This is a genomic window from Dietzia cinnamea NBRC 102147, assembly GCF_001571065.1.
In the GTDB taxonomy this organism is placed as follows: domain Bacteria; phylum Actinomycetota; class Actinomycetes; order Mycobacteriales; family Mycobacteriaceae; genus Dietzia; species Dietzia cinnamea.
Genome location: NZ_BCSW01000004.1, coordinates 96,037 through 121,500, shown reverse-complemented (window position 1 = coordinate 121,500; position 25,464 = coordinate 96,037). Strand labels below are relative to the sequence as shown.

The following is a 25,464-nucleotide window of genomic DNA, read 5'->3' as shown; positions in this document are numbered from 1 at the left end:
CGGCCCGGCGGACGCTACTGCGCCGGCAGGTCCGGGAATGCGGTCTGCTGGTGGCCCCCGCGCAGGGTGCCGTCCACGTACGCCGCCTTGCAGGCACGGCGGGCGATCTTGCCGCTGGACGTGCGGGGGATGGACCCGGCGGGAACCAGGAGAACGTCCTGGGCGGTGACGCCGTGTCGCGCGGAGATCGCCGACCGGACCGCGTCCGCGATGGGACCGGGGTCGGCCTTGCCCGCGCCGGGCGCGCGCTCACCCACCACGACCAGCGTCTCCGAGGAGTCATCGGCGGCGATCTCCGCACCGTTACGCGCCTCGATCGGCAACTGGTTGGCCGGCACGGAGAACGCGGCGACGAAGCCGGGCCGCAGGGCGTCGGACGCGCTCTGCGCGGTGTTCTCCAGGTCCTGGGGGTAGTGGTTGCGGCCCGCGACGATCACCAGATCCTTGACGCGGCCGGTGATGTACAGCTGACCGTCCACGTAGGCGCCGTAGTCGCCGGTGCGCAGCCAGCGCGCGTCCTCGGGTACCGTCCCGAACTCGCGGACGGTCTTGGAGCCATCCTGCAGCCGCTCGACGAGCCGGTTGCCGAAGGTGGCCTCGGACTCCTCGGGGCGCCCCCAGTAGGCGCGACCGATGTTCGTGCCGTGCAGCCAGATCTCGCCGACCCGGCCCTCGGGGAGTTCGCGGCCGGTGCCGTCGTGCTCTCCCGTGGCCTCGTCGATGTTCGCCTCGACGATCGTGGCCCACTGGCTGGGGGCGACGTACCCGCACGCGACCTGGGGGATGGCGTCCTCGTTGCCCTCCACCTGCGACGGCTCGAGGACGGTCATGACGCCCCGGTTGAGATCCGTCCGGTCCACATGGATGACGATCGCCTCGTCATCTCGGCGCGGCGAGGACACGAACAGGGTCGCCTCGGCCATGCCGTAGGACGGCTTGATCACGGTGGGCGCGAGCCCGTAGGGGGCGAACGCCTCGTTGAATGCCCGCATCGACGCCGGGGTGACGGGCTCCGAACCGTTGATGATGCTCGTCACGCCGGACAGGTCGAGGGTCTCGCCCTCCCTGGGCAGGCCGCGGCGGGCGGCGTGCTCGAACGCGAAGTTGGGGGCGGCGGCGAACACCCCGTCGCCGCCGCTCGCGGCGCCGAGCTGGGAGACCCACCGGCCGGGCCGCTGCACGAACGCGCGGGGGCTCATCACCGTGATGGTGGCCCCGCCCATCGCGGGCAGGATGACCGTCAGCAGGCCCATGTCGTGGAACAGCGGCAGCCAGGTGACGCCGCGCGAGGCGCGGGTCAGACCCAGGCTGTCGAAGAGTTGCATGACGTTGGTGACCACGTTGCGGTGCGTGATCTCGACTCCGGCGGGCACCCGGGTCGAGCCCGAGGTGTACTGCAGGTAGGCGATGTCGTCGGCGCCGAGGTCCGGTCGGGACCAGCCGGAGCCGAGCTCGTCGGGGATGGCGTCGACGGCGACGGTGCGCGGACGCTCGCGGGCGGGCAGCTCTCGGAAGAGCTTCCGGACCCCGGCAGCGGATTCGGTCGAGGTGAGGATGACCGCCGGTGCGCAGTCGCCCAGGACCGCGTGGAGGCGGTCGTGGTGGCCCGGCTCATCCGGGTCGAACAGTGGCACGGCGATGAGTCCGGCCTGGATCGCGGCGAAGAACGACACGATGTAGTCCAGGCCCTGCGGGGCGAGGATGGCCACGCGGTCCCCCGGCTTCGCGACCTGCTGCAGGCGGGCCGCGATGGCGTAGAGCCGCTCGCCGAACCGCGTCCACGACAGCTCGTGCACCTCACCGTCACGGGAGGTCGAGTAGTCGATGTAGCGGTAGACCAGCCCGTCATGGGCGGGGTCCTGGCGCGCGGCGGAGACGTTGGCTTCGACGAAGTCGACAAGGGTGGTGCGATCAGGGATGACGATCGCCCCTCCGGCGTCGTGATACTGCTCGAACTCCACGTTGCTCCGTTCCGATCCGTCCTACGTTGGTCGACGTCGTCGACCACGGATATGCCGGGTGCACTGACGACAAGCTTTGTCGATCCTACAGCGTGCCTCAGGGCACATCCGAACTCCGAATCGTCGCTTCGCCAGGCGTGTCGCCCCGCGGGCGCCGGGAGCAGGGCGTGACGGTCACTCGTGGGCGATCTCCGGAGCGGCGTCGACGAGCTCGCTGACGTGGCCGATCGTCCACTCGGGGACGGTGGTCCCGGCGATGACGTCCGGGTTCGTGGCGTACATGGCGTGGATCGCGTTGTTGGCGACGAACTCCTGGAACCGGGCGGCACCGTCGACGACGTTGAGCGGGGCGTTGCAGATCAGGTCGCGCGAGTCGCAGATCTGGGCCGTGCGGTCGTCCAGTTCGCCGAACCCGCCCGGGCGTGGCCCGGTCATGGTGGCACCCGCGATGAGCTGGGTCAGGCCGGTGGCCGGCTGCAGGGCGATCTCCATCCCCTGGCCGTTGCCGGGGGACAGCCCCGGCGACTGGCCCTGCCCCGGCAGGCGGCGGCCGTCCGCGATGAGGACGGAACCGAGCATCCGGTCGGCGGGAACGGGACCGTTGCCGTTACCGATCTCGCTCGTCAGGTCGCCGGCGATCACCGCGCCCTGGGAGAAACCCAGGAGGACGAACGAGGTGAGGGGGCAGTGCTCGTGTGTGGCCGCGAGCTCGGCGCGGGCACGCTCGGTGCCCTCCGCCCGGCTCTGGTCGTAGGTGACCTGGTTCGGCTGCTGCGGGTTCCGGAACTGCGCCACGTAGGGGACGGTGAACACCTCGAGGCGCTCGTCCGGGTACTGCCGGCTCAGCGGGTCCGTGATCGTCCGCAGAAGCGCGTTGGGCAGGAAACCCGGATTGTGCGGATCGTCGGTGGGGCTGCTCTCCCATGTCCCCGGCACGGCGATCATCTCGACGTCCGGGCAGTCGGCGGGCTGGGTCTGCTCGGTCTCGTCCGGGCCGGGCAGCGGGCCGTCGGGGCCGGTCGGCAACCCCCGGTTGCCGAGCCACCACCCGATGCCGAGCACGAGCAGGACGATCACGACGAGCGCCCCCAGCGAGCAGCCGAGACGGCGGCCTCCCCCACGACGCGTTCCGCGAGCCACGATACGAACTCCTTCCCGACCTCCCACACGACTGTGGCGTGTGGCCGACGACCGGTTCAACGCCCCGCGGTCCGCGCGGGTTCCTCAGGTGCCGGGCGAGGTGTCCGGGCTCACCCGGAGCGGCCGCCGCCCGCCGACGACCGCCGTCGTGCTGTTCGAGCCGCGCGGGCGGCAGTGCACTGGGCGGGCCGCTACGGGCAGAGTTGCCCGGCCGAGGCGTCCACGACGACCCGGGACAGTTCGTCGACCTCACGGTCGGAGTAGCCGCCCGCCGAGATCTGACCGGCCACCGCGTCGGCGATCGTCGTGGTCTCGTCCGCGGCTCCGCCGGTGGTGCGGATGCGGCAGATGGTGTTGCCGGCGGCGACGAGCGAATCCGACAGGTCGGCGGTCTCGATGCCCTCCTTCTCCAGTGCGGAGAGGTAGCCGCGCTCGCGCGCACCGATGGCCGGCGCGGTGTACCCCGGCGCATCCGGGGGGACGGGGGCCGGCGCCTCCGTGTACCGGCCGGAGTCCTCCGTCGCCGGGACACGGGAGGCGCCGGCGGAGCCGCCGCCCGGCGGCGGGGCGAGCGTCTCGGAGTCCGGCACGCCGGAGACCGTCGAGTCCCCTCCCCCGCACGCGGTGAGCATCCCTCCGGCGACGAGCAGCGCGGCGCCGAGCGAGAGCGCACGGGACCTCACGAGATCTCCGCCCGGCCACCGGACACGGTGATCCGACCGCCCTCGAACTCCATCACCTGGCCGCCGGAGGTGTTGCGCAGCGGGCCGGTCGGGTAGCCGAGCCGACCGCGCTCGTAGTCGACCGTGCCCCAGGCGTCGAACACCGGGCCGCGGGGGACGACGTGGGCGCCGGTGCGCGGCGACCAGTAGATCGCGCCGCCCTGGAACCGGCTGAACGCGCCGCGTCGGGTGTCGAGGGCGATCTCGTCGGTCACGGGGTAGCCGAGCTCGGAGTTCTCCGCCCCGGCCTCGCGGTAGGCCTTGAGGATGTCCCCCTCGACGACCTTCGGACCCGTCTCCTCCGACCAGTAGACCGTCCCGCCCTGGAAGCCCTGGACGACGCCCGGCTTGTTGGGGTTGGTGATCTCGTCGGTGGTCGGGTACCCGAGGTCGCCGCGCTCCGCGCCGCGCTCCTGCCACATCGCCCGGATGCCGCCGCGGACCGCGTGCGCGCCGGTGGAGGGCGACCAGTAGATGACGCCGTTCTGGAAGGTGGAGAACCGGCCGCGCCCGTCCGGGGTGGTCGTCTCCCCGGACGTCGGCAGCCCGAGCACGCCGTCGGGTCCGCCCTCGGCCTGGTAGGCGGCGCCGATCGCCCCGAGGACGGAGTGCGCCCCCGTGGCCTGCGACCAGAACACGCGGCCGAAGCGGAAGTCGGTGGCCTTGCCGCCCCGGACGTCGTACTCGCCGGTGAGGCACGGCCCGAGTCCGGGCTGCCGCTCGGCCACGCGGGCGATCTCGCCCGCCGCCGCGCACGGCTTCTCGACGTTCTCGATGCCCACCGCGGTGGCGAACTGCGGCCACGCCTGGGTCATCTCGAACTGCCAGTACGGCCACGTGTGGGTACCGGACGGGCGGAAGTTCGCGGTGACCTCGACCCCCTCGGCGCGCGCCTTGTTGACGAAGGTCTGGGTGGTCATCCGCGAGAGGAGCTCGAGCCCGTACCCGGGGAAGTTGGTCGGGATGTCCGGTAGGCCGGACGGCTGGTCCCATGGGCCGGTGTTACCGCTGCCCGCGGAGACGTAGACGCTCTGCCCGCGCATCTTCTCGGTGTGGAGTTTGGGGTCCTGCTCCTGCCACCGGTCCGAGCCGAGCGGACCCCACATGTTCTCGGCCGGGTAGCCGCCGGCGTCCTGCATGGCCACCTTGATGGCCTCGGGCATGCCGAAGCTGGTGGTGTCGAGGAAGCCCGAGTAACTGGCCGCGAACTGGAAGTGCTCGGGGTAGCGCTGCGCGAGCATCATGGCAGCCGTGCCGCCCATGGACAGCCCGGCCACGCCGTGCTTGTCGCCGACCCGCCAGTCCCGCGCCAGCAGCGGGGGCAGCTCCTGCATGAGGAACGTCTCCCACTGGTAGGCCGAACCCTTGGCGTCGGAGACCCAGTCGGTGTAGAAGCTCGACTGGCCGCCCACCGGCAGGATGACGATCGCGTTCTTGGCGTCGAAGAACTGGGAGACCTTGGTCTCGAGAGTCCAGCCGCTCGCGTCATCGCGGGCCCGGAGCCCGTCGAGCAGCAGCAGGGACGGGTAGGTGCGGCCGGGGTCGGCGTTCCACTGGGCGGGGAGCAGGAGCTGCACCTGCACCGCCTGCTCCATGGCCGGCGACTGCACCCACAGGGCCACACGGTTGGCCGACTTCCACTCGACCTTGTCCAGTCGCACGCCGGAGGGTGGCGCCGCGGGCACGCGCAGGCTCGGCGCGTCGGGCGCGCCCGCCGGGTCGGGCGCGGCGGTCGTCGACCGCGGCTGAGCGGTCTGCGCGGGGCTGCTCTGCGCCGGGGTCGGACGGGTCGGGGTCTCCTGCGCCGCGGCGACGGGCGGCAGGACGAGGCCCGACCCCACCACCGACACCACGAGGGGAGCCGCGAGGAGGGACGCCCACCGGGAACGGGGGCTCGCGTGTGCGCTGGGGGTCGCCATGTGTTGTTCTCTTTCTTGCCGCGTCGTCTCGCCGGATCGTCTGGTGGGCGCGCGTCGCACCCGGCCCGCGTCACCCGTATAGGGGGCCCGGGTCCGCGGCGCGCCCGCGGGTTCCCCTCCCGCGGCCGAACCCGGTGGTCAGATGCGACCGGGGCCCCGCACAGAATCTACGCGCGGGGCCCCGGTGTGACGGGTGAGGACTCGCTGATGGGAGTCCGATTCGTCGGCTAACTCGGTGTGATCACCACGCGTGGGCGTCCATCACGTTCAGGATCTGCGCCGAGCGCGCCGCGATGAGGTCGTCGTTCCAGTAGCCCCACCCGTGGATGCCCGTGGTGCGGTACTCGAAGACGGCCTTGTTCGGGGCCGCGTTCATCGTGTTCTGGAACGCAAGGGTCGAGCCGCGGGACAGGCCCTCGAGGATGATGCCGTTGAACGTGTTGAACACGGCCTGCAGGCTCGAGGGCTGATCGTACTGGCCCGGGATCGCGGAGCCGGCGGTGACGTACATCGGGATGCCTCGCAGCTTGTCGGCGTTGAGCAGCGGGTCGTTGCGACCCCACGCCGGCGCGCCGGGCAGGCCCCACATGGCGAACGGGTCGCACTTGCACTGGTCGAACATCGCCAGCGGGATCATGGTGTACATGCCCGGGGCGGTCGGGTTCATGTAGCCGGAGAAGACCGACACCTGCTTGAACTGGTTCGGGTGGTTGGCCGCGAGCGTCGCGGCGGCGGAGCCGCCCATCGACAGACCGGCGATCGCGTTGTTGTCGCGCCGCACGCCGAAGTGGTCCGCCAGGTAGTTCGGCAGCTCGCGGGTCAGGAACGTCTCGTACTTGTACTCCAGCAGGTTGCCGCCCAGGTTGATGGGCCGCTGCCAGTCGGAGTAGAAGGACACCTGGCCGCCGACGGGCATGACCAGGGTGATGTTGTCCTGCAGGAAGATGCGCTGCGCCTGGGCGTCGTGGGTCCACGCGTTCCAGTCGTCACGCGCCCGCAGTCCGTCGAGCAGATAGAGACCGGCGTTGCCGCCGAAGCGCGCGGGCTGGACCTGCACCTTGATGTGCCGGTTCATCGCCGGGGACCACACGTGGCAGAGCTGGACCCAGGACGCGACGGGATCCCACTCGCAGCCCGGCCGCAGCCAATGGCGGAAACCGACCGGGTTCTCGTTGCCGCCGGCGGGCCGGAACGCGGGGGCGGCCGGCGGCGGGGCAGCCGAGCCGGCGGACCCGAGACTGGCAGAGGAACCCTGCTCGGTCGCCTGGGCGCCGGCCAGTGCCGGGGCGCCGACGAGGAGCCCTGCGGCCGTCGCCAGAGCGGTGAGCCCGGCGGCGAACCGGCGCCGGAGGGTGGAGTGGGACATTCGTTGGTTCCTTTGTTCGTTCCTGGTGCCCGCAGGGCATCGGTGACGTTCATCGGACCGGCCCCACCAGGGAAGGACCGGAACTGCGACATCGAGGTCATCGATACTGTCGCGCATTTTGGGACAGGTGTTACAGGTCGGGGACCGATTCGACCCCTGACTGTTACCGTTTCGAGACAACAGCGAGCGCCACCCTACCGAGTGCCCTGATACTTCTCCACCTCCTCAGGCATCGGTAAGCCGCACCTCTGCACCTCGTAAGCAGGGATTCTGTTGATCCGGTACTCGGCGAATGAGAATGCGTTCACCAGGTTGGACCATCGCCGCTCGGGGGTCAACGGGGCGGAGTACGACTCGATCAGCGCCTGCGTCGCCGGACACTGGAGCGCCACCTCGGCCTGGTTGACCCAGTTGACGTCGATCCACCGCGGGAAGTTGACCGGGTTCTCGATCACCTGCCTCTGCGCGAGCACCCAGTCGTACGGCAAGAACTTGTCGTGCCCGATCCGCCCGTCCTCCATCCGATCCGTGTGCGCGGCGAGCGGCGAGGCCAGGCCGACCGTGTCGTACACGCCCACGTCGAGGGGCAGGTTCATGCTGGTCATGCCCAGGTTGAGGAACACGACGGTCTTGACGGGGTCCTCGGGCAGTTCGAACGGCGCCAACCCGGGCATCGGGTGGTCGTAGGCGACGACGTCCCAGCGGTCCTGAAAACCCGGCACCGGCAGGAACACCGCCCCCGTCTCGTTGCGGGAGACGTCGCGCACGAGCGCGCGCATGCGCGGGAAGTCGAGGTAGTCGTCGGCGAGGAGCGGGTGTCTGTGCCCCGTGCGCTGGATGTAGAACTGCCGCTCGTCGACGATGCCGGCCGACGTGATGGACTCCGGCTCCTCGCGGAAGGGGTCCTCGACGACCTGGACGGTGACCGCCCATCCGATGACGACGAGCCACGCGGCCGCGGTCACGGGTACCGCCACCCGCCGCACGGAGGCGTCCGCGGACCCGCGGGCGGGCCCTACGGGCAGGGGCACCACCGAGACGGGCAGGAGGATCAGGAACAGGGACGGCAGCAGCACGCGGCCGTGCATGAAGTCACCGCCGACGCGGGTGACGTACAGCAGCATCACCAGGGCCACGACGAGGAACGCGACCGTGACGACCGGGGTGGAGCGGACCCGCCCCCGCAGGCGGAGCAGCCGGCCGCCCTCGTCGTCGTCACCCTCTCCTGACCCGGAATCCGATACCGCCGGACCGGATTCGCTACCCCTGTGAAGGGAGCGGATCCCGAGTCGGAGTAGCGGATGTCCGGACGACGCACCGGCCGCGCGACGTGGGGCCGTGCGGGCCCACAGGGCCACGAGGCCCGCGACGAGGACGGCGACGAGCGGCAGCAGCAGCACGTACGGCGCGAGCAGATCCCACAGGTACTCGGCGCCCTTGTCCCACTTCGCCCCGCCGGCGTCCTTGGCCACGGCCGTGAGCGGGTACGGCAGCGCGTAGTAGGACATCCGCCAGAGCTGGTAGACGACCGGCACCGTGCCCGCGATGACCACGAGCCAACCCAGGTGCCGCCACGACTGGCGGGACGCCGCCATCATCGCGAGGAACACCGCCGCCGCCAGCGCCATCTCGGGCCGCACGAGGGGCCCGAGGCCGGCGATGAACGCGATCGCCGCCGTCCCCGGCGCGGGCAGGCCGAAGCGGCCCTCGCGATGCGGGGACCGGGCCCAGAGCTGCAGGCCCAGCCACATGACGCCGATCCAGCAGATCACCAGCCCGGTCTCGAGTCCGGAACTGGCGAAGTCGCGGGCCGGCGGCAGCATGACATAGACGAGGACGCCGAACGGCAGGAGCAGCATCGGCCCGCCCGCCGGGGCGCGTCGGGTCCCGCGGTACATGACGCGGGCGCCCAGCATCGCGCACGCCACCGCCAGCATGCTCAGCGTGAGCGCCAGGCCCAGCGAGACCAGCTCGAGGCGGTAGCCGACGACCTCATGGGTGCCGTAGATGAGATAGGTCCACAACGTGGAGGTGTTGGACTCGACCCGCTCCCCCGCGTTGAACACCGGGCCGTTGCCGGCCACGAGGTTGCGGACCGTCCGCAGCACGATGAGACCGTCGTCGGCGATCCACCGCCGCTGCCATGCGCCGGCGAAGAAGATCGCCACCACCACGGCGAGCCCGGTCCAGAAGACCGCGTCGCCCCGCCCGCGTCCGACCACGTCGCGGTGCTCGGCCCGCGGCTCGCCGGATCCGGCCCCGCGCTGGTCGCGACGACCGTCACGGCGCTCCGCCGTCACCTCCGACATCGTGTGCCCGCCGAGATCAGGCCAGCGACGGGACGATGTAGACCCCGATCACCACGGTCAGGACCCACAGCGCGGCGAGGACCTGCAGGACCCGGTCGCCCAGCGCGATGTCCTCGGGCTCGCCCGCCTGCGCGGCGTCGACGTCGACCGCATAGCGCAGGACGGCGATGGTGAACGGCACGATCGAGATCTGCAGCCAGATCGCCGCACCGCTCGGCTGGGTGGGGTCCGAGCCCCGGTCGTACGCCCACAGCGCGTAGCAGAGCACGAGCACGGTGGCCGACAGCGTCCACACGAACCGCAGGTAGGTGGGCGTGTAGCTCTCCAGCGCCTTGCGGATCTTCGCGCCCGTCTTCAGGTGCAGGCTCAGTTCCGCGTACCGCTTGCCCGCCGCCATGAACAGCGAACCGAACGCCATGACGAGCAGGAACCACTGCGAGATCTCGACCTCGGCGGCCGCACCGCCGGCGACCGCGCGCAACAGGAAGCCGGAGGAGACGAACGCGATGTCGAGCACCGGCTGGTGCTTGAGCCCGAAGCAGTACATGAGCTGCAGCACGATGTACACGGCCACGACGATCGCCAGGGCCGGGTGCGCGAACAACACCGAGATGACGAGCGCGGCGACGATGAGCACCACCGCCATCGCGTAGGCGAGCCCGACCGGCAACACGCCCGCCGCGATGGGCCGGAAGCGCTTGGTCGGGTGCGCGCGGTCCGCCTCGACGTCCATCGCGTCGTTGATGAGGTACACGCTCGAGGCGGCCATGCAGAACGCCACGAACGCGATGAAGACGGAGAACAGGACGCTGCCGTCGGTGAGTGTCTGCGACCCCGCCGCGGCGGGCGCCGCGATGACGAGGACGTTCTTGACCCACTGACGCGGCCGGAGGGCCTTGATCATGCCGTCGAGCAGGTTCTTCGGGGGCGCGCCCCCGGACTCCTCGGCGGCCTCCTCGATGTCGTCGATCTCGTTGGCCGTGTGCGGTTCGGCGCCCAGGAGATGGTGTTCCGTCCCGCCCCGGGCGGCCGGCACTCCGGTCTGATCGGTCATCGCTTCTCCTCGGGAATCTGGGTGGCGCGCGGACCCGCCGCGCCGTCGCGCAGTGCCCCGGGCAGGACCTGCTGGACCGCGTCCGAGGGCCAGACCGCGCGGGTGAGGGCAGCGCAGCCCGCACCGACGGCGGCACCGGCGACCACATCCGAAGGGTAATGGACTCCGAGCACCAACCTGGACGCCAGCATCAGCGGCACGAGCGCCGGCGCGACCGGGACGCCGGACACCGACCCCGCGAGCAGGGCGAACGCGGTGGTGGAGGTGGCGTGGGACGAGGGGAAGCTCAGCTTGGAGGGGGTGCCCACCCCCACGGCGACGGAGGGGTGGTCCGGTCGGCGCCGACGCACGACGCGCTTGACGACGACGGACGTGGCGTGGGCGCCGAAGCTGCCGACACCGACCATGGCCCAGCGGCCACGGCGATCGGGGTCGACGACCATGCCGGCCGCCGCGATCGCCATCCACCCGAGGGCGTGCTCGCCGACGTGCGACAGCGTCACGGCCGCCTGACGCGACCCGGGCACGGCGAGCAGGCGCTTCTGCACCGCCGCCAGGAGCCGGACCTCGCCGGTGGGTACGGGGATCTCGACCGAACCCGCGGGATCAGGCATCGAAGACACGGCTCCAGGCCTCCTTGGTCACGAGTTCGCTGTGGGCGTCACGGTAGCGGCGCCGCATCTCGGGGAACCGTCGGAACAGCTCGCGGTGCAGGGCCGCCGACTCCTTGAACAGCGCGGCGGCCAGCTCGCGGTCGCGCTTGCGGTAGACCACCCCGCGGCCGTCGGCGGTGGTGACCGTGGCGCCGTCGACCCGGCTGAGCGAGTACCAGCGCGCCTCGATCGGCGGGAAGTTCGCCTGCGGCACCTCGTGGTGCCGCTTGTCGTCCTTGCTCAGGGTGTGCGCGAGACCCCTGGCCAGCGCGACGGCCTTGCGGACCGGGCCGCGGGGCTCGGAGTGGATCCCGGCCGGGCCGCCCGACGGCGCGGGCAGGTCGACGGCCGACGGGATGACCACGGCGTCCGGGAACTCCGCGCGCATCGCCCGCACCTTGGGCAGGGCGGTGGGCAACAACTCGTACAGGGCCTCGGGGCCGCGGAGGAAGTCGCGGATCGCCTCGATCTGGATGGCCACCGTCGAGTACTCGAGGCAGACCAGGTGCTTGACCAGCGCCTTGAGGCTGGACTGCATGATCCCCTTGTGGTCGCCGTCGTGGTAGAGCGACGCCACCACGAGGCGGTTGCGCAGGTGGAAGTAGGCCTGCCAGTCGATCGCGTCGTCCTTGTCCGACCACGCCATGTGCCAGATCGCCACACCGGGCATGGTGACCGTGGGGTGGCCGGCGCGTCGCGCGCGCAGCCCGTACTCCGCGTCGTCCCACTTGATGAAGAGCGGCAGCGGTTGGCCGATCTTCTCTGCCACGACGCGCGGGATGAGGCACATCCACCAGCCGTTGTAGTCCACGTCGATGCGGCGGTGCAGCGGCTTGGGGTTGTCGCGGTCCGTGAGCTGGTACGTGGAGAAGTCGTAGTCGTAGTCCGCGTGCGGGGCGGCGGTCCACATGAAGTCGTGGGCGCCCACCACCTCGCCCATCGTGTGCAAATGGCTGCGCTCCTGCAGGTTGAGCATCTGCCCGCCGACCAGCATCGGGACGGTGGCGAAACGCCCGAAAGCCAGCGCCCGCAGGATCGAGTCGGGTTCGATCTCGATGTCGTCGTCCATGTACAGGATGTACGGCGAGTCCGTCAGCCTGCGGGCCTCGTACATGATGCGGCTGTAGCCGCCCGACCCGCCGAGGTTCGGCTGGTCGAAGATGTGCAGCCGGTCGCCCAGGAACTCCGCCGCCTCCGCGAACCCGGGCTCGTCGCGGACCTTCCTGTCGCCCTGGTCCGGCATGAGGACCGCGTCGATCACCGCGTCGACCTCGGGGTCGGACGTCAGCGCGCGCAGCGCGGCCACCGCGTCACCGGGGCGGTTGAACGTGGGGATGCCGACGGTCACGCGGCGGTCGTTGGGTACCTGCACGGCCGGGTCGGGTCGACCGTCCGGGCCGGCGTCGGGGCGCGTGGCCGGGGCGTCGACGGCGGAGTACCAGCCGCCCGAGAGCAGCTCGACGTCCGTGTCGGAGGTGAGGTCGAACCAGATCCAGCCGCCGTCCTCGAACGGACCGAGGTCGCACACGAACTCGACCGTGGTGACCTGCCCGGCGCGACCCGGCTCGCCGACGACGTCCCCGGTGATCGCGATGCGGGAGCCGTCGATCTTCGAGCGGTACAGGTCGACGCGGCCCGCGCCGCGGACGGTCAGCCGCAGGACGACCTCGTCCAGGACCGTCCACCGGCGCCAGTAGGCCGCGGCGAACGCGTTGAAGTAGGTGGCGAAGGAGACCTCGGAGTCCGCGCCGATGCCGAGCGACGTCCGGGTGGACGAGTGGGCGCGGCGGGAGTTGGTGGGGGCCTCGTCGAGGTAGAGCGAGCGCACGTCGAGCGGCTCGCCGGCCCGCGGCAGGATGATCCGCTGGAGGCATTCCCGGCCACGTGGATCGGCGAGCGCGGCGACCGATCGCTCGACCTCGTCGACCAACTCGTGGTGGCCGTGATGTTCCATGTGTGCGTGTCCCCGTCCCGACGGCCGGGGCCGCCCTCGTTCACATTGCTGTGCCCTGTCGCACCTCCGCGCCCGCTGCGCCGCCGCCGGGGAGGCGCGGCTGCGGGACGAAAGCCGGGTCGATCGTACCCGTCGGGGCCGACACACCCCGCCCACCACGCGCCGGGGCCCCACCCGCGCGCCCAGGTGATTGACGCGGTCGACGCGGGTGATCACCTACTCCAGCGTCAGATGGTGGTTCGCACGGACCTCTTCCAGAATGCGCTCAACAGCGTCGACCAGCTGGGTCGCTGCGATGGACATGTCGGCCGTAGGAACCGGGGCACCACATTTGATGACGTCCTCGGCCAGAATGTGGGCGCGACGGGCCACCGACCCCTTCCCGGACTCGGCCCACGCCGCGTCCCAGGCGTCCATTCGGTCGAGGATGATCTGCTTATCGGCAAGCCCGACGACTTTGTCTGTCAATGCCAGCGCGATCGTGTCGACGACCTCACTCCGCTCGTCCTCGGACACGGACTGTCCCTGCCAGCGCACGGGGTTCTGCAGCATCGCGTAAAGGACACTCTGCAGTGCCCGCCGTAAGTCGCCGGCCGGCTTGAGGTCGCGGTATTCGAAGTCGGTCCGCCCGACTATCCGCCGGTTGAGCGCCTTTATCCTCGCCCAGTGTTCGGCTCGGAGGTCAGCTCCGGGCGCCGGCCTCTCCACGCCCAACCGGACGAGCCATTCCTCCTGAAATCGGGCCGTGGCTTTCTCGACGGCGATGACCACCCCCTTGCGGGCGATGACGATCTCGGCGTCCCCATGATCGCGTACCGGCTCGTCCCCCTCCAGCTCCTCACGCAAGCGCAAGAACTCCGTGGCCCCCTTGCGTCCAAAGATGTCCTTGGCGGTAAGGACCCGATCGAGCCGCCCCGCATAGTAAACGGAAGTGTCCAAGCGCCGACGCAGAGCTCGCGCGGCAGCGGCCCCGGCCGCGGACTCGATACTCGAGAGCGCGTTCTCCACCGATTCCCGGACGTGCCCGGTCCGAGCAGCGTAGCCGGTGAGGTTGGCCCCCTTTACCGCGTCGAGGTGGGTGAACAGGAGATGGAGCTTCGCCACACTCCCGGATTCGACTATTTGGGTCAACGCCGCCAGCGGCCCGGCCTGCATCGGCTGTTGCGCGTTGTCAACCACAAGAACCGAGTCGCTCTGTCCCACCTTCTTCACGAGCGAAGATGACAGCGACGAGATGGACGAAGGGGTGTGTCCGAGCCCCTCACTGTCGATGATCACCAGGCGGAGTGGTCGGTCGGACCAAGTCGGGACGAACGGGCCGCTCACGCGGATCCCGTTGACCACCGGGGTGAGAAGACGCCCGAATCCGGTCGCGGAGTTACCGTAGAACGTAGACAGTTCCGCCAGGAACTGGACCCGGTCGGCAGAGGTCTGGGTCCACATGAGCGGCCAGCCCTCGTCGTCCCACGTCAGGTACCCAAACGACAGTGCGGAGAAGCGGCTGGTCACCTCGCGGACCAGCATCGAGATCACCTCGCCGGTGATCGCCGAGTCCGCGACCGCGTCCTGAAGCGCCTCGTAAAAGGCGTCTTCGCCTTCCTCGGAGGCCTCTGACATTCCGATCCTTGGGAGGATCGACTGGACCATTGTCTGAACCCTGGCCACGGCGAGATCCACCACTTCTCGTGACTGAGAAACGTCGACCTCCACGAGCCCGGTGCCCGCCGCGATGGACATCTCCGTGCTCTCGTCCCCGGTTTCGCGGTTCGCCTCGTCCTCGATGACGTCATCATCGATTGCGTCATCGATGATGTCGTCGTCGTCCTCCACGATCGGACGGCCGAGTAGGTAGCTCAGGCGAAACCGTTGCCCCTCGTGATCGAGGAGCTTCATGTAGACGACGTCGTTAGCCGCACCCTCGTATACGGCTTGCGCTGCAGCCACGACATTGTCGAGCAGATGGTCCTCGACTTCGTCGCGGGGCATGAAGGTGACAGCCGCTCGGAAGAAGGGTTCGTCGCACGGGACGATCTCCGTGTCGGCGACCGTTGTCTTTGCGGTCGACGTGGACGGAAACCGTTCGGTGCGTGGGTTCGTCCCGAGCAGTTGCCTGACAACGGTCGTCTTGCCCGCGCCGGTGGTCCCCAACATGAGTACTCGGCGATACCCCGATTTGACCGTGGGGAGGGGCAAGACTTCTTCACGGAGGGCAGCGTGATCCATTCGTATAGATTATCTCGACATGTGTCAGGGTGGTGAACATTGCCTGCCACAGAGTTCTCGCGGGCCCTATGGCCGGTCGTCGACGCCACTGCACCCGCCACCGCCGACCGATCGCGAACAAGGCCATTGACCTAGTCTCGTCCCATGCACCTCACCGCTTCACCCCGCCGCCGCCCGACCGTCCGCACCGCCCTCGGGGTGCTCGCCCTCGCCACGCCCCTCGCGCTCGCCGGCTGCGCCTCCGACGACGCGGCCTCCGACGAGCAGGCGACCGGCGGCACCACCAGCGCGGCGCAGTCCGAGGGTCGCGAGTCCGGCGGCGAGGTCGAGTGCCCGCCCGCCGAGGGAACGGACGAGCGCACGACCTCGTTCGACTCGGCCCCGCCGATGTGCCTGACCCCCGGGGTCGACTACTCGGCCGTCATCACCACCGACGCCGGGCCCGTCACCGTGGACCTGCTCGAGGAGAAGGCACCGGAGACGGTCAACAACTTCGTCTTCCTCGCCCGCCACAACTACTACGACGGCATCACCTTCCACCGCGTGATCCCCGGCTTCATGATCCAGGGCGGCGACCCGCAGGGCACCGGCAGCGGCGGCCCGGGCTACGAGTTCGCCGACGAACTGCCCGCCGAGGGCGAGTACGAGATCGGGTCGGTGGCCATGGCCAACGCCGGCCCCGACACCAACGGTTCCCAGTTCTTCATCGTCACCGGTGACTCCGGCGTCTCGCTGCCGCCGGACTACAGCCTCTTCGGCACCGTCACCGAGGGAATGGAGGCCGTCACCGCGATCGAGTCCGACGGCAGCCCGCAGGGTCGGCCCCAGACCACGCACACCATCGAGTCGGTGGAGATCGTCGAGGGCTGACCCGGCGGGGCGGCGGGGCGGCGGGGCGGCGGGTCAGTACCCGCTCGACCCGCCGCCGCCCGAGAACGATGCGTTGGAGTAGCTCGTGTTGGTCGAGCTCGCCGACTGCGCCGCCTGCACGTCGTGGGCGTGCCAGCTCGACACGACGTAGTACGGGACGAAGCCGTTGTAGCCGTAGCCGGCGCGCCAGTCGCGGTCGTACAGCCGGGGCGCGTGGCGGTCCCCCGCATCCTTGGCCGTCTTCACATCCGACATCTCCCGCTCGCGGATCGCCTCCACGACGAGGCGGTAGTCCACCACCAGCCGCGCGTACCGGTCCATAAAGTCGGGTGCCTGCGTGTCGCGGGCCAGCTCGTCCGCCCGGGCGTCCAGCGCCCGGGCCTCCGCGGCCAACCGCTCGTCCTTTGTCCCCAGCGCGGCGGCGGTCATGTCCTCGTGCAGTTCGCCGAGCTGGCGGCGGCGCACGTCGGCGTCACCCTGCTCCATGCGGAACAGCTGGTCGATGTTCTTCTCCGCCGTCTCCATCTGGTCGACCGTCGTGTGCGCGAGCTCGATGTCGGTGGCCTTGGCCCGGAACTCGGCGTCGGTCGAGTCGGGCCGCAGGTCGCCGATCCGCCCCATCACGGTGTCCAGCGAGAGGAACCGGTCCCGGACGTCCGCCCAGTGGGACCGCAGCTCGTCGTCGGCCAGTGGGGAGGTGAGCGAGTTGGCGCGGACGTCCAACCCGGTGAGCTCCTGCGCGACCCGCCCGTATTCGCGGGAGACCCGGTCGTAACGCTCCCTCGCCGTCGTCGCCTTCTTCTTCCGGCTCGCCGCCACGCCCGCACCGATCGCGCCCGCGCCCACGACGCCCGCACCGCCCAGCGCCCACGGAAGCCAGGCCGGCGCCTCCTCGGGCTCCGGGCCCGTCACTGTCGGGTCGTTCGCGGCCTGCGCGCCCGCGAGCAGACCCATCGCGTGGTTCTCCCGCCGCATCGGGTCCTTCATCGCCTCCAGCGCGCCGTCGAGGTGCGGGCCCTCGAAGATGTCGAGGGCGCCGCAGACGTCGTCGCCGCAGTAGATGCCCACGTCACGCGCCTCGGTGTCGTTGGCCACGATGAGCGTGCCCGGCGCCCACTTTTCGCGGTCCTCGGCGACGAGGTCGGGCCGCTCGGACTGGGCGAAGCGCTCGACGGTGTCGTTGAGGTTGTCGCCGTCGTCGTCGAAGACCAGGTATTCGACACGCGTGACCTGCGGCGGGAATGCGATCCGCGCGGTCTCGGTGCGCAAGAGGTCCTGGTCGCCGGACGACAGGACGCCGGCCCGGTCGGTGACGCCCACGGCCACCTCGGCGGGCGCGGGTGCCTGGGCGGGCGCGGGTGCCTGGGCGCGGGCCGGCGCGAACGGCAGGAGGAACAGCGCCAGCAACAGCGCGGCCGCGACGCCGCACAGGACCGCCGCCCGGCCCGGGGCGGGGTCGACGGCGGGAGCGGACACCGTGCGGGGCAGGGGCCGGGCGATCGTGCGGGTCATGCCAGAAGCCTAGGCCCGCCCGGGAGGTCGCGCCGCCACTTCGCGGCAGGTGTCCGAGGCGACAGATACGCTCATGCGCGTGTTCCTCCTCGAGACGCTCATCGCCATCACGGTCGCGTTGACCACCGCGTTCGGCGGGCTTGTCGCCGAGGACCTCATCGCCCGCGACGCGTCGTGCACGATCTCCACGGTGTCCGACCTGTGGTCCGACACCTGCACCTCACCGTCCCGGCTGGGCTGGTTCTTCGGCACCCTGCTCGTGCTGGTGGTGGCGATGGCTCTGCGCGCGTGGCTCATGGCACAAAACGGCACCCTGTACTACCTGCGCCTGCTGCCGGCCGAGAGCGCGGATCGGATGCGTGCCGCCGTGGACGTCGCCAACGCCCGCAGTCTCGGTTTCCGGTCGGCGACGGGCTGGTTCGGCACCGCGAACGCCGTGGTGGATCTGCGCCGCGAGGTCGACCACATCTCCGACGAGCTCGAGCGGGCGATGAACGACGACGACGACGCGACCGGGTTCCTCCTGGCGCCCAACCTCGCGTTCCCGGCGGCGCTGGCGGTCGGCTACGACATCCTCCTGCGCGAGCGCACCCACCTGGCCGAGCTACCCGTGGCGGCCCGGAAGCGGCGCCTCCCGGGCGGGGACACCGGCGTGCGCACCGTGTATTTCGACGACGGCGACGACGAGTGGACCGAGCGCCGGTGGCGGTCCCGCCGCAGCCAAGCCGGCGCGGAACTGGCGATGGTGACCCTGCCCGCCGGGTCGGCGGTCGAGGCGCCGGCGGACCGGACCTCCGTGCGGCGGGTCTGGCTCTCGCTCCAGCTGGAAGGGGGCGGACCGGTCTCCGAGGTGGACGCGGGTCATCCGCTTCGGGAGGCGGCGGACCTCGTCGTCGTCGTGGGTCCCACCGAGGGCGCGAGCGGCGCCGAGGGAACCGGGCCCACCACCGCGAACGGCGTCGGCGCGGTCACGGACACCAGCGCGGCCACCGACGCCATCCTCCGCCCGTGGACGCTGCCCGCCGGGCGCTGGTACCCGGGCGCGAGCGGCCGGCAGGTGGACCGGCGGGCGTTCGCGCGGCTCGTGGAGGAGCTGTCCGGGGCGGTGGAGCAGGTGCTCGACGACTACCCGGAGGCGCACGTGCTGCTGTCCGGGCGGATGCCGCGGAGCGTGGCGTTCGCGCTGGGGTACGTCATCTCGCAGCGCAAGGACGACCGGATCGAGGGCAAGCGCGCCGCGCTGCACCCCACGCGCGCTGACGACACGCGGGCCGAACGCGCACAGGCACGGGCCGAGAACGAGGGCCTGAGCTCGCTGAGCCGCTTCTGGACGTCGGTCACGCCCGTGCTGGAGCACCTCGGCGAGGCCAAGCCGACGATCGTGCACGCGGCGCAGCGGGACGCCGCCGTCCACGAGCTCGTCGCCGACGCGCCCGCCGACACCGCACCCTCAGGCACCGCACCCGCGGGCACCGCGCCCGAATCCGCTACCCCGACGACGGATCCGCTACCCCGGTAGGAGTAGCGGATCCCGCCGGGGAGTAGCGGATTTCGCGCGGGCGCGCGGTTGCGCGTGGCGCGTGGGGCGGGGGGATCAGCCGTCGGCGAGCGGCGCGCCGTCGCGCAGGTGCGGCGCCAGCGTGTTGTCGAACATTGTCAGCGCGGACGCGATGGCCATGTGCATGTCCAGGTACTGGTACGTGCCCAGTCGGCCACCGAACAGCACCTTGTTGGCGGCGGTCTCGGCCTTGGCGCGGTCGCGGTAGGCGGCGAGCTTCTCGCGGTCCGTGGACTCGTTGATCGGGTAGTACGGCTCGTCCTCGCGCTCGGCGAAGCGGCTGTACTCACGCATGATCACTGTCTTGTCCGTGGGGTAGTTCTTGCGCTCGGGGTGGAAGTGCCGGAACTCGTGGATGCGGGTGTAGTCGTACTCCGCGTCGTTGTAGTTCATCACCGGGGTGCCCTGGAAGTCGCCGGTCGGCAGGACCTCGGTCTCGAAGTCCAGGGTGCGCCAGCCCAGCTCCCCGTCGGCGTAGTCGAAGTAGCGGTCCAGCGGGCCGGTGTAGACGACCGGGGCGTCGGGGCTGGCGGCACGGACGTCGTCGCGGACGTCGAACCAGTCGGTGTCCAGCGCCACGTCGATGTTCTCGTGCGCCGCCATGTTCTCCAGCCACGCGGTGTAGCCGTCGACGGGCAGGCCCTCGTACGTGTCGTTGAAGTAGCGGTTGTCGAACGTGTACCGCACGGGCAGGCGGGTGATGTTGCCGGCGGGCAGGTTCTTGGGGTCGGTCTGCCACTGCTTGGCCGTGTAGTCCTTGATGAACGCCTCGTACAGCGGGCGGCCGATGAGGGAGATGGCCTTCTCTTCGAAGTTGGCCGCCTCCTCGGAGGAGAACTCGGAGGCCTGCTCGGCGATGAGCGCGCGGGCCTCGTCGGGCGAGTAGTAGCGGCCGAAGAACTGGCAGATCAGGCCCAGGCCCATGGGGAACTGGTACGCGGTGCCCTTGTGCATGGCGAACACGCGGTGCTGGTAGCCGGTGAAGGACGTGAAGCGGTTGACGTACTCCCACACGCGCTCGTTGGAGGTGTGGAACAGGTGCGCGCCGTACTTGTGGATCTCGATGCCGGTCTCGGGCTCGGGCTCGGAGTAGGCGTTGCCGCCGATGTGGTGACGCCGCTCGAGCACCAGCACGCGCTTGCCGAGCTCGCTCGCCGCCCGCTCGGCAACCGTCAGACCGTAGAAACCCGACCCCACCACGATGAGGTCATAGGTGCCCCACTGCCGTTCGCCTGCCATAAGTCTCGAGCCTTCCCGTAGTCCGTGGCGGTGGTCCGTCGCTGGATCGCGCGCGGCGTCCGCCCGCCTGGCCACGCGCCGGTCGGCGCGGGTCCGCGTCCAAGGGTATCCGGCGGGTCGGGGGTGGGTTCAGGGCACGCCGACGACGACGAGGAGGACGACTTCCCGGCGCGACTGCAGTGGCCCACGGTGCTGGTCGGGCGTTCTCGTCGTCGTACGTCGGTTCGAAACTACATCCCTGTAGTCCCGATATTCACAGTTTTACCACTTGGTTTCAGTCGTTTCTTGGCTAACATTGACCCCGTTCGTCACACACGTCCCTGTGGTCTCGCTCCGGCGGGGCCCCGAGGGCAGCAGTGCCACGCGGCCCGCGCAGCCGCGTGTCACAGACCCTGATCTGGAGAAGCCCTTGAGAACACGACGCCGCCCCCTGTACGTCAGCGGTCGACGCCGGACCCTCGCCCTGGCGGTGGCGGTCGCGGCGTCCGTCGTCACGCCCCTCGCCGTGTACGGGGCGGACCAGGTCGTCCAGTCCGGCGACGACATCACCGCCACCGCCGGTGGCGGCCTGCCGACCGGCGAGACCGCGGTCCCGCTGGCCGAGGCACCGCCCGCCGCGGGCGTGGACAGCGACGTCGCCTCCGGCGGCTCCCCCGTCCGCGAGGTCACGTCCGACACGCCGTTCTCGATGGTCGGCGTCACGTGGAAGGGCCACAACCCGGCCGCCGTCGCGCAGGTCCGCGCCAAGAACCCCGACGGCACGTGGGGCCCCTGGTACGAGGCCGAGTCCACCGACGGCAAGGGCGAGAGCGTGACCGGCACCGGCGGCACCGAGCCCGTCTACCTGGGGCTCGACACCACGGCGGTCCAGATCTCGCTGTCCGGCATCGATATCGAGGACACCTCCCTGGCCGACGCGCCCGAGGCGACCCCCGACGAGCCCGCGAAGGCCGACACCCGGTCCGCCGACGAGGCCGAGGCCCCAACCGATGAGGACGTGGCCGCCGCCCGCACCGCCGACCCGGCCCCCACGCCGTCGTCGGCGCCGACCCCGGCCACCCCCGCGGGCCCGACCTCCGCGCCGGCCCGGCCCGCGTCGGACGGCACCCCGCCCGCGCCGACCCGCTACGCCGACATCAAGCCCGTCGCCGAGACCACCGACCTCGACCCCGACTCGGTGCAGGCCGTCCTGCTCTCCCCCGACGACACCCCGACGCCCGACCCCGAGGCGTTCGCCGACGTCACCGCCTCCGGCGGCACGGGCGCGCACGGTGACATCGCGGCCAGGCAGCCGTCCATCATCACCCGCGCCGGCTGGGGCGCCGACGAGTCGATCCGCTGCGGCGGCACCTCCTACGACCCCACGCTCGCCGCGGCGGTCGTCCACCACACGGCCGGCAGCAACAACTACACCCGCGAGGGCTCGGCCGGCGTCATGCGCGGCATCTACACGTACCACGCCCGCACGCTCGGCTGGTGCGACGTGGGCTACAACGTGCTGGTCGACAAGTACGGGCAGGCCTTCGAGGGCCGCCGCGGCGGACTCGACCGCAACGTCCAGGGCGCCCACGCCGGCGGCTTCAACGGCAACACCTGGGGCATCTCGATGATGGGCGACTACTCGACCGTCTCCCCGCCCGACGCCACGATCCGCAAGGTCGGCGAGATCATCGGCTGGCGTCTGTCGGTCGCGGGCGTCGACCCCAAGGGCTCGGACACCCACTACTCCGAGGGCACCTCGTACACCAAGTACTCGTACGGCACCGCCGTGCGACTGCCCAACATCTTCGCCCACCGCGACGTCGGCCTCACCACCTGCCCGGGCGAGGCCGGCTACGCCAAGATGGGCCAGATCCGCGACATCGCCGCCTCCTACGCCAAGAGCGGCGGCGGGGGCTCGTCCCCGGCCCCGTCCAACCCGGGCACCGGCGGCGGCGGTGGCGGCGCCGGCGGCGGTGGCGGCGCCGGCGGTGGTGGTGGCACCGGCGGTGGTGGTGGCACCGGAAGTGCCGGCCTGCCCGCGATCACCCAGTCGGGCATCCAGGACGCCGTCGTCTCCGCGCTGCGGACCGTGCTCACCGGCGGCCGGCTCGACCCCGCGGCCCTGACCCGCGCCCTGCTCGGCGGCAAGACCCTCGCGGACCTGCCGGTCGACGCCGGCTCGGTGGGCGACGCCGTCGGCGTGGACCTCGGATCGGTGGAGAACCTGGCCGGCGGCGATTTCCGCGGACTCGGCAAACAGCTCGGCGCCCAGCTCGGCAAGGCGCTGTCCGGCGTGCAGCGATTCGGCAACGTCTCGCTGGTCAAGCACGAGAACGGCGCGCTGTACTCGTCCCCCGAGACCGGCACGCACCCGGTGTGGGGCGTGATCGGCGACGCGTGGGCGGCACAGGGCTTCGAGCACGGCCCGCTCGGGCTGCCGGTCTCCGCGGAGGCCGAGCGCGAGGACGGCACGATCGCCCAGCGGTTCGTCGGCGGCACGCTCGTCTACGACCCGGAGACCAAGCAGCTCAGCGTCGAGCCCAACCCCTGACCGACGTCCGGGTCACCCGCCGCGCACGCGGCGGGTGACCCGCGCGGTCTCCGGCACGGCGCCTCGGGGCTTTCGGCGCGACGGCCATCTCAGACCTGCGGACCGGCTCCCACCAGGTGTGCCCCTCCCCCACCGGGGCGAGGGGTACACCGGGGAAGTGGTGGGGACCGGTCCGCGACCTATTTCGGAGCACAGGCTCCCCGGCAGGTCAGACCCACCAGCGCCGCAGGACGTGCGCGAAGCCGGCCTGGTCGTTGGTCAGCGTGACCTCGTCGGCGGCGGCGTGGACCGCGGGGATGGCGTTGCCCATCGCCACGCCGTGATCGGCCCAGCGCAGCATCTCCAGGTCGTTGGGCATGTCGCCGAACGCGACCGTCACGGGCACCTCCGCCGACGGGGTGGCGGTCGCGGCCGCCGTGGACGCCGCGATCCGCGCCAACCCGCTCGCCTTGGTCACCCCGCGGGCGGCGAACTCGATCAGCCCGTTGGTCGTGGAGTACGTGACGTCGGCCAGGTGATCGACTTCGCCGCGCAGGGCGGCCAGCATGTCGGCGCTGGGCATGCCCGGCACACGCGCGAGCAACTTCAGCACGGGCTCGGAGAGGACCTCGGCGTGCCCCACCTCGAGATGCTCGGGGTGGATCCAGGCGTGCTCGTAGTCCGGGCTGGCCACGAAGTCGGCATCGGCGGCGTCGGCCCCGAGCCGCTCGGCGGCGATCCCGCTGCCCGGCAGCCGCTCCCGCAAGACCTCGTCGATCGCCGCGAGCGTGTCGGGGTCGAGCAGGCTGGTCTCGAGGAACTCGCCGCTGCCGGAGTCCATGATAACGGCGCCGTTCGCGCACACCGCCAGGGGCGCGACGGGCAACTGGTCGACCACCTGCGCAAGCCAGCGCGGAGGTCGACCAGTGGCCAGGACGAAGGTCGCACCATCGGCGACGAGATCCTCCACGACCGCCAGGTTGGCGGCGGGCACGAGGTCGTCCGAGCCGATCAGTGTCCCGTCGACGTCCGTGGCGACGAGGATCGGCCTCGCCCGGCTCACGGAGCGTCCGGGCCCGCCGGCCCCTTCGGGGTGTCGACATCGGCCACCGACGTGCCCTCGGCGGCCGCGTTCTCGGCGCGACGACGCAGACGCTCCGCGTGCTCGGCCTCGTCCAGGGCCGTCGCCTGCTCGAGCGTGGGTGCCGACCCTCCGAGGCGGGCCGGCACCCAGTTGGCGCCGGCCGGGTACGGCCCGTAGCGCTCCGCGTACTCGTCCTGGAGCCGCTCGAGATCGGCCTGCATCCGCGAGCGGACCTCCCGGGTGCACTCGTCGATCGGTTCGTACGCCTGCATCGGCGCGCCGACCTGCATCATGATCGGCATCTTGGGACGCAGGAGCTTCTTGGGCAGCCCCTTGGTCCACACGCGCTGGGACCCCCACACCGTGACGGTGATGATCGGGACGTCCGCCGCGAGCGCCATCCGCACCGCACCGGACTTGAAGCCCTTGATCTCGAAGCTGCGGCTGATGGTCGCCTCGGGGAAGACGCCCACCAGCTCACCGGCCCTGAGGCGCTCGACGGCCTCGTCGAACGACGCCTTGCCGGCAGTGCGGTCCACGGGGATGTGCTTGAGCTCGCGCATGATCGGCCCGGCCACGGGGTGCTCGAACACCTCGTGCTTGGCCATGTAGCGGATGAACCGCTTGTGCACACGGGCGGGCAGGCCGGCGTAGACGAAGTCGAAGTACCCGGTGTGGTTGATCACCACGACCGCCCCGCCGACCGCCGGGAAGTGGTGTTCCCCGCGCACGGTGATGTCCAGTCCCTGGACCTTGAACATCGTCCGGGCGACCCCGATGATCCCTGTATAGAGCAGCTCCACGGGCCCCAGGGTAGCGGCCCGCGGCGGAGGGTGTCCGCGACCGCCGGTAGGTTCGGCGGGGTGGACCACGACGCCCCCTTCGATTCGGTCGATCCCGTGACGCGCAGCCGTCACTACTCCTGGCCCCCGCTCCCGGACGCCGCGGATCGCTCGCCGCACGCCGGTCTCGACGCTCTGCGGGCGATCATCGCCGGGGAGCGCCACCTCTCCCCCGGCGCCTACTCGCTCGGGGTCCGGCTGACCGCCGCCGAGGAGGGCGCGGTGACCATGACGGCCGAGCCCGCGGAGTGGGCGCTGAACAACGGCGGCACGGTCCACGGCGGGATCGTCTCCGGCTGGGTGGACTCGGCGCTCGGCTACGCCACCGCGACCGTCGTCGAGCCTGGCACCGGGTACAGCACGCTGGACCTCACCGTCCGCTACATCCGGGCGCTGCGCCTGGAGAAGACCCCGGCCACGATCCGCGCGGAGGTCGAGCACGCCGGCCGGTCGACGTGCGTGGTCCGGGTGCGGGTCACTGACACCGACGGCCGCACGTGCGCCAGCGCGAGCGGTGTGATGATGCTGTTCCGCCCGTGACGGTCC

The 25,464-nt window shown here is 71.1% G+C and carries 18 protein-coding genes and 1 pseudogene; 4 read left to right on the top strand and 15 right to left on the bottom strand.

Features of this window, described 5'->3' with window-relative positions:
• Window positions 1-14 precede the first annotated feature (14 nt).
• From fadD32 to DCI01S_RS03060, 11 genes and pseudogenes are all read right to left on the bottom strand, one after another.
• Window positions 15-1,961 (bottom strand): long-chain-fatty-acid--AMP ligase FadD32, encoded by a 1,947-nt coding sequence (fadD32, locus tag DCI01S_RS03105; RefSeq protein WP_061227885.1) that lies wholly within the window; start codon window positions 1,959-1,961, stop codon window positions 15-17.
• 174 nt (window positions 1,962-2,135) lie between these two features.
• Window positions 2,136-3,101, bottom strand: a complete 966-nt coding sequence (locus DCI01S_RS03100) for a cutinase family protein (RefSeq protein WP_061227884.1) — start codon at window positions 3,099-3,101, stop codon at window positions 2,136-2,138.
• 191 nt (window positions 3,102-3,292) lie between these two features.
• Window positions 3,293-3,784 carry a DUF732 domain-containing protein gene (locus tag DCI01S_RS03095; protein ID WP_061227883.1) on the bottom strand — a complete coding sequence of 164 codons (492 nt, stop codon included), beginning with the start codon at window positions 3,782-3,784 and terminating at the stop codon, window positions 3,293-3,295.
• A complete protein-coding gene (locus DCI01S_RS18240; RefSeq protein ID WP_371441673.1) occupies window positions 3,781-4,551 on the bottom strand; it encodes an LGFP repeat-containing protein in 771 nt (256 codons plus the stop codon). Before DCI01S_RS18240 ends, DCI01S_RS03095 begins: the two co-directional genes overlap by 4 nt.
• Before the next feature lie 129 nt (window positions 4,552-4,680).
• Window positions 4,681-5,418 (bottom strand): annotated as a pseudogene (locus DCI01S_RS18235) (alpha/beta hydrolase); the annotation flags it as partial.
• A gap of 565 nt (window positions 5,419-5,983) precedes the next feature.
• Window positions 5,984-7,108: an alpha/beta hydrolase gene (locus DCI01S_RS03085; RefSeq protein ID WP_061227881.1), complete on the bottom strand. Its 1,125-nt coding sequence runs from the start codon at window positions 7,106-7,108 to the stop codon at window positions 5,984-5,986.
• Between the two features lie 194 nt (window positions 7,109-7,302).
• On the bottom strand, window positions 7,303-9,417 hold the full coding sequence (locus DCI01S_RS03080) for an arabinofuranosyltransferase AftB family protein (protein WP_156482534.1): 2,115 nt from the start codon (window positions 9,415-9,417) through the stop codon (window positions 7,303-7,305).
• Between the two features lie 16 nt (window positions 9,418-9,433).
• Window positions 9,434-10,471, bottom strand: a complete 1,038-nt coding sequence (locus DCI01S_RS03075) for a decaprenyl-phosphate phosphoribosyltransferase (RefSeq protein ID WP_061227880.1) — start codon at window positions 10,469-10,471, stop codon at window positions 9,434-9,436.
• Window positions 10,468-11,085, bottom strand: a complete 618-nt coding sequence (locus tag DCI01S_RS03070) for a phosphatase PAP2 family protein (protein ID WP_061227879.1) — start codon at window positions 11,083-11,085, stop codon at window positions 10,468-10,470. The genes DCI01S_RS03075 and DCI01S_RS03070 overlap by 4 nt, the downstream gene beginning before the upstream one ends.
• Window positions 11,078-13,078 carry a glycosyltransferase gene (locus tag DCI01S_RS03065; RefSeq protein WP_061227878.1) on the bottom strand — a complete coding sequence of 667 codons (2,001 nt, stop codon included), beginning with the start codon at window positions 13,076-13,078 and terminating at the stop codon, window positions 11,078-11,080. Before DCI01S_RS03065 ends, DCI01S_RS03070 begins: the two co-directional genes overlap by 8 nt.
• 216 nt (window positions 13,079-13,294) lie before the next feature.
• Entirely contained in the window at window positions 13,295-15,301 is a 2,007-nt protein-coding gene (locus DCI01S_RS03060) for a hypothetical protein (protein WP_156482533.1), read from the bottom strand.
• Window positions 15,302-15,445: 144 nt separating this feature from the next.
• Here DCI01S_RS03060 and DCI01S_RS03055 point away from each other — a divergent pair, with 144 nt between their 5' ends.
• A complete protein-coding gene (locus DCI01S_RS03055; protein ID WP_061227876.1) occupies window positions 15,446-16,171 on the top strand; it encodes a peptidylprolyl isomerase in 726 nt (241 codons plus the stop codon).
• A 33-nt stretch (window positions 16,172-16,204) separates the two neighbouring features.
• Here DCI01S_RS03055 and DCI01S_RS03050 read toward each other — a convergent pair whose 3' ends face one another.
• The gene (locus tag DCI01S_RS03050; RefSeq protein WP_061227875.1) at window positions 16,205-17,683 is read right to left on the bottom strand and encodes a DUF5129 domain-containing protein; all 1,479 of its coding nucleotides are present in this window, start codon (window positions 17,681-17,683) and stop codon (window positions 16,205-16,207) included.
• A gap of 73 nt (window positions 17,684-17,756) precedes the next feature.
• Here DCI01S_RS03050 and DCI01S_RS03045 point away from each other — a divergent pair, with 73 nt between their 5' ends.
• On the top strand, window positions 17,757-19,202 hold the full coding sequence (locus DCI01S_RS03045) for a hypothetical protein (protein ID WP_061227874.1): 1,446 nt from the start codon (window positions 17,757-17,759) through the stop codon (window positions 19,200-19,202).
• 75 nt (window positions 19,203-19,277) lie between these two features.
• Here the strand turns inward: DCI01S_RS03045 and glf are convergent, their stop codons facing one another.
• A complete protein-coding gene (gene glf, locus DCI01S_RS03040) occupies window positions 19,278-20,480 on the bottom strand; it encodes a UDP-galactopyranose mutase (protein WP_061227873.1) in 1,203 nt (400 codons plus the stop codon).
• A gap of 409 nt (window positions 20,481-20,889) precedes the next feature.
• On the opposite strand from glf, the gene DCI01S_RS03035 reads away from it, so the two are divergent.
• A complete protein-coding gene (locus DCI01S_RS03035; RefSeq protein WP_232302998.1) occupies window positions 20,890-23,013 on the top strand; it encodes an N-acetylmuramoyl-L-alanine amidase in 2,124 nt (707 codons plus the stop codon).
• Between the two features lie 208 nt (window positions 23,014-23,221).
• On the opposite strand, the gene DCI01S_RS03030 is transcribed toward DCI01S_RS03035, so the two are convergent.
• The gene (locus DCI01S_RS03030; protein WP_061227871.1) at window positions 23,222-24,055 is read right to left on the bottom strand and encodes an HAD family hydrolase; all 834 of its coding nucleotides are present in this window, start codon (window positions 24,053-24,055) and stop codon (window positions 23,222-23,224) included.
• Window positions 24,052-24,879: a lysophospholipid acyltransferase family protein gene (locus DCI01S_RS03025; protein ID WP_061227870.1), complete on the bottom strand. Its 828-nt coding sequence runs from the start codon at window positions 24,877-24,879 to the stop codon at window positions 24,052-24,054. Before DCI01S_RS03025 ends, DCI01S_RS03030 begins: the two co-directional genes overlap by 4 nt.
• A gap of 60 nt (window positions 24,880-24,939) precedes the next feature.
• Between DCI01S_RS03025 and DCI01S_RS03020 the strand changes: the two genes are divergently transcribed.
• Window positions 24,940-25,458 carry a PaaI family thioesterase gene (locus DCI01S_RS03020; RefSeq protein ID WP_063935229.1) on the top strand — a complete coding sequence of 173 codons (519 nt, stop codon included), beginning with the start codon at window positions 24,940-24,942 and terminating at the stop codon, window positions 25,456-25,458.
• Window positions 25,459-25,464: the final 6 nt, after the last annotated feature.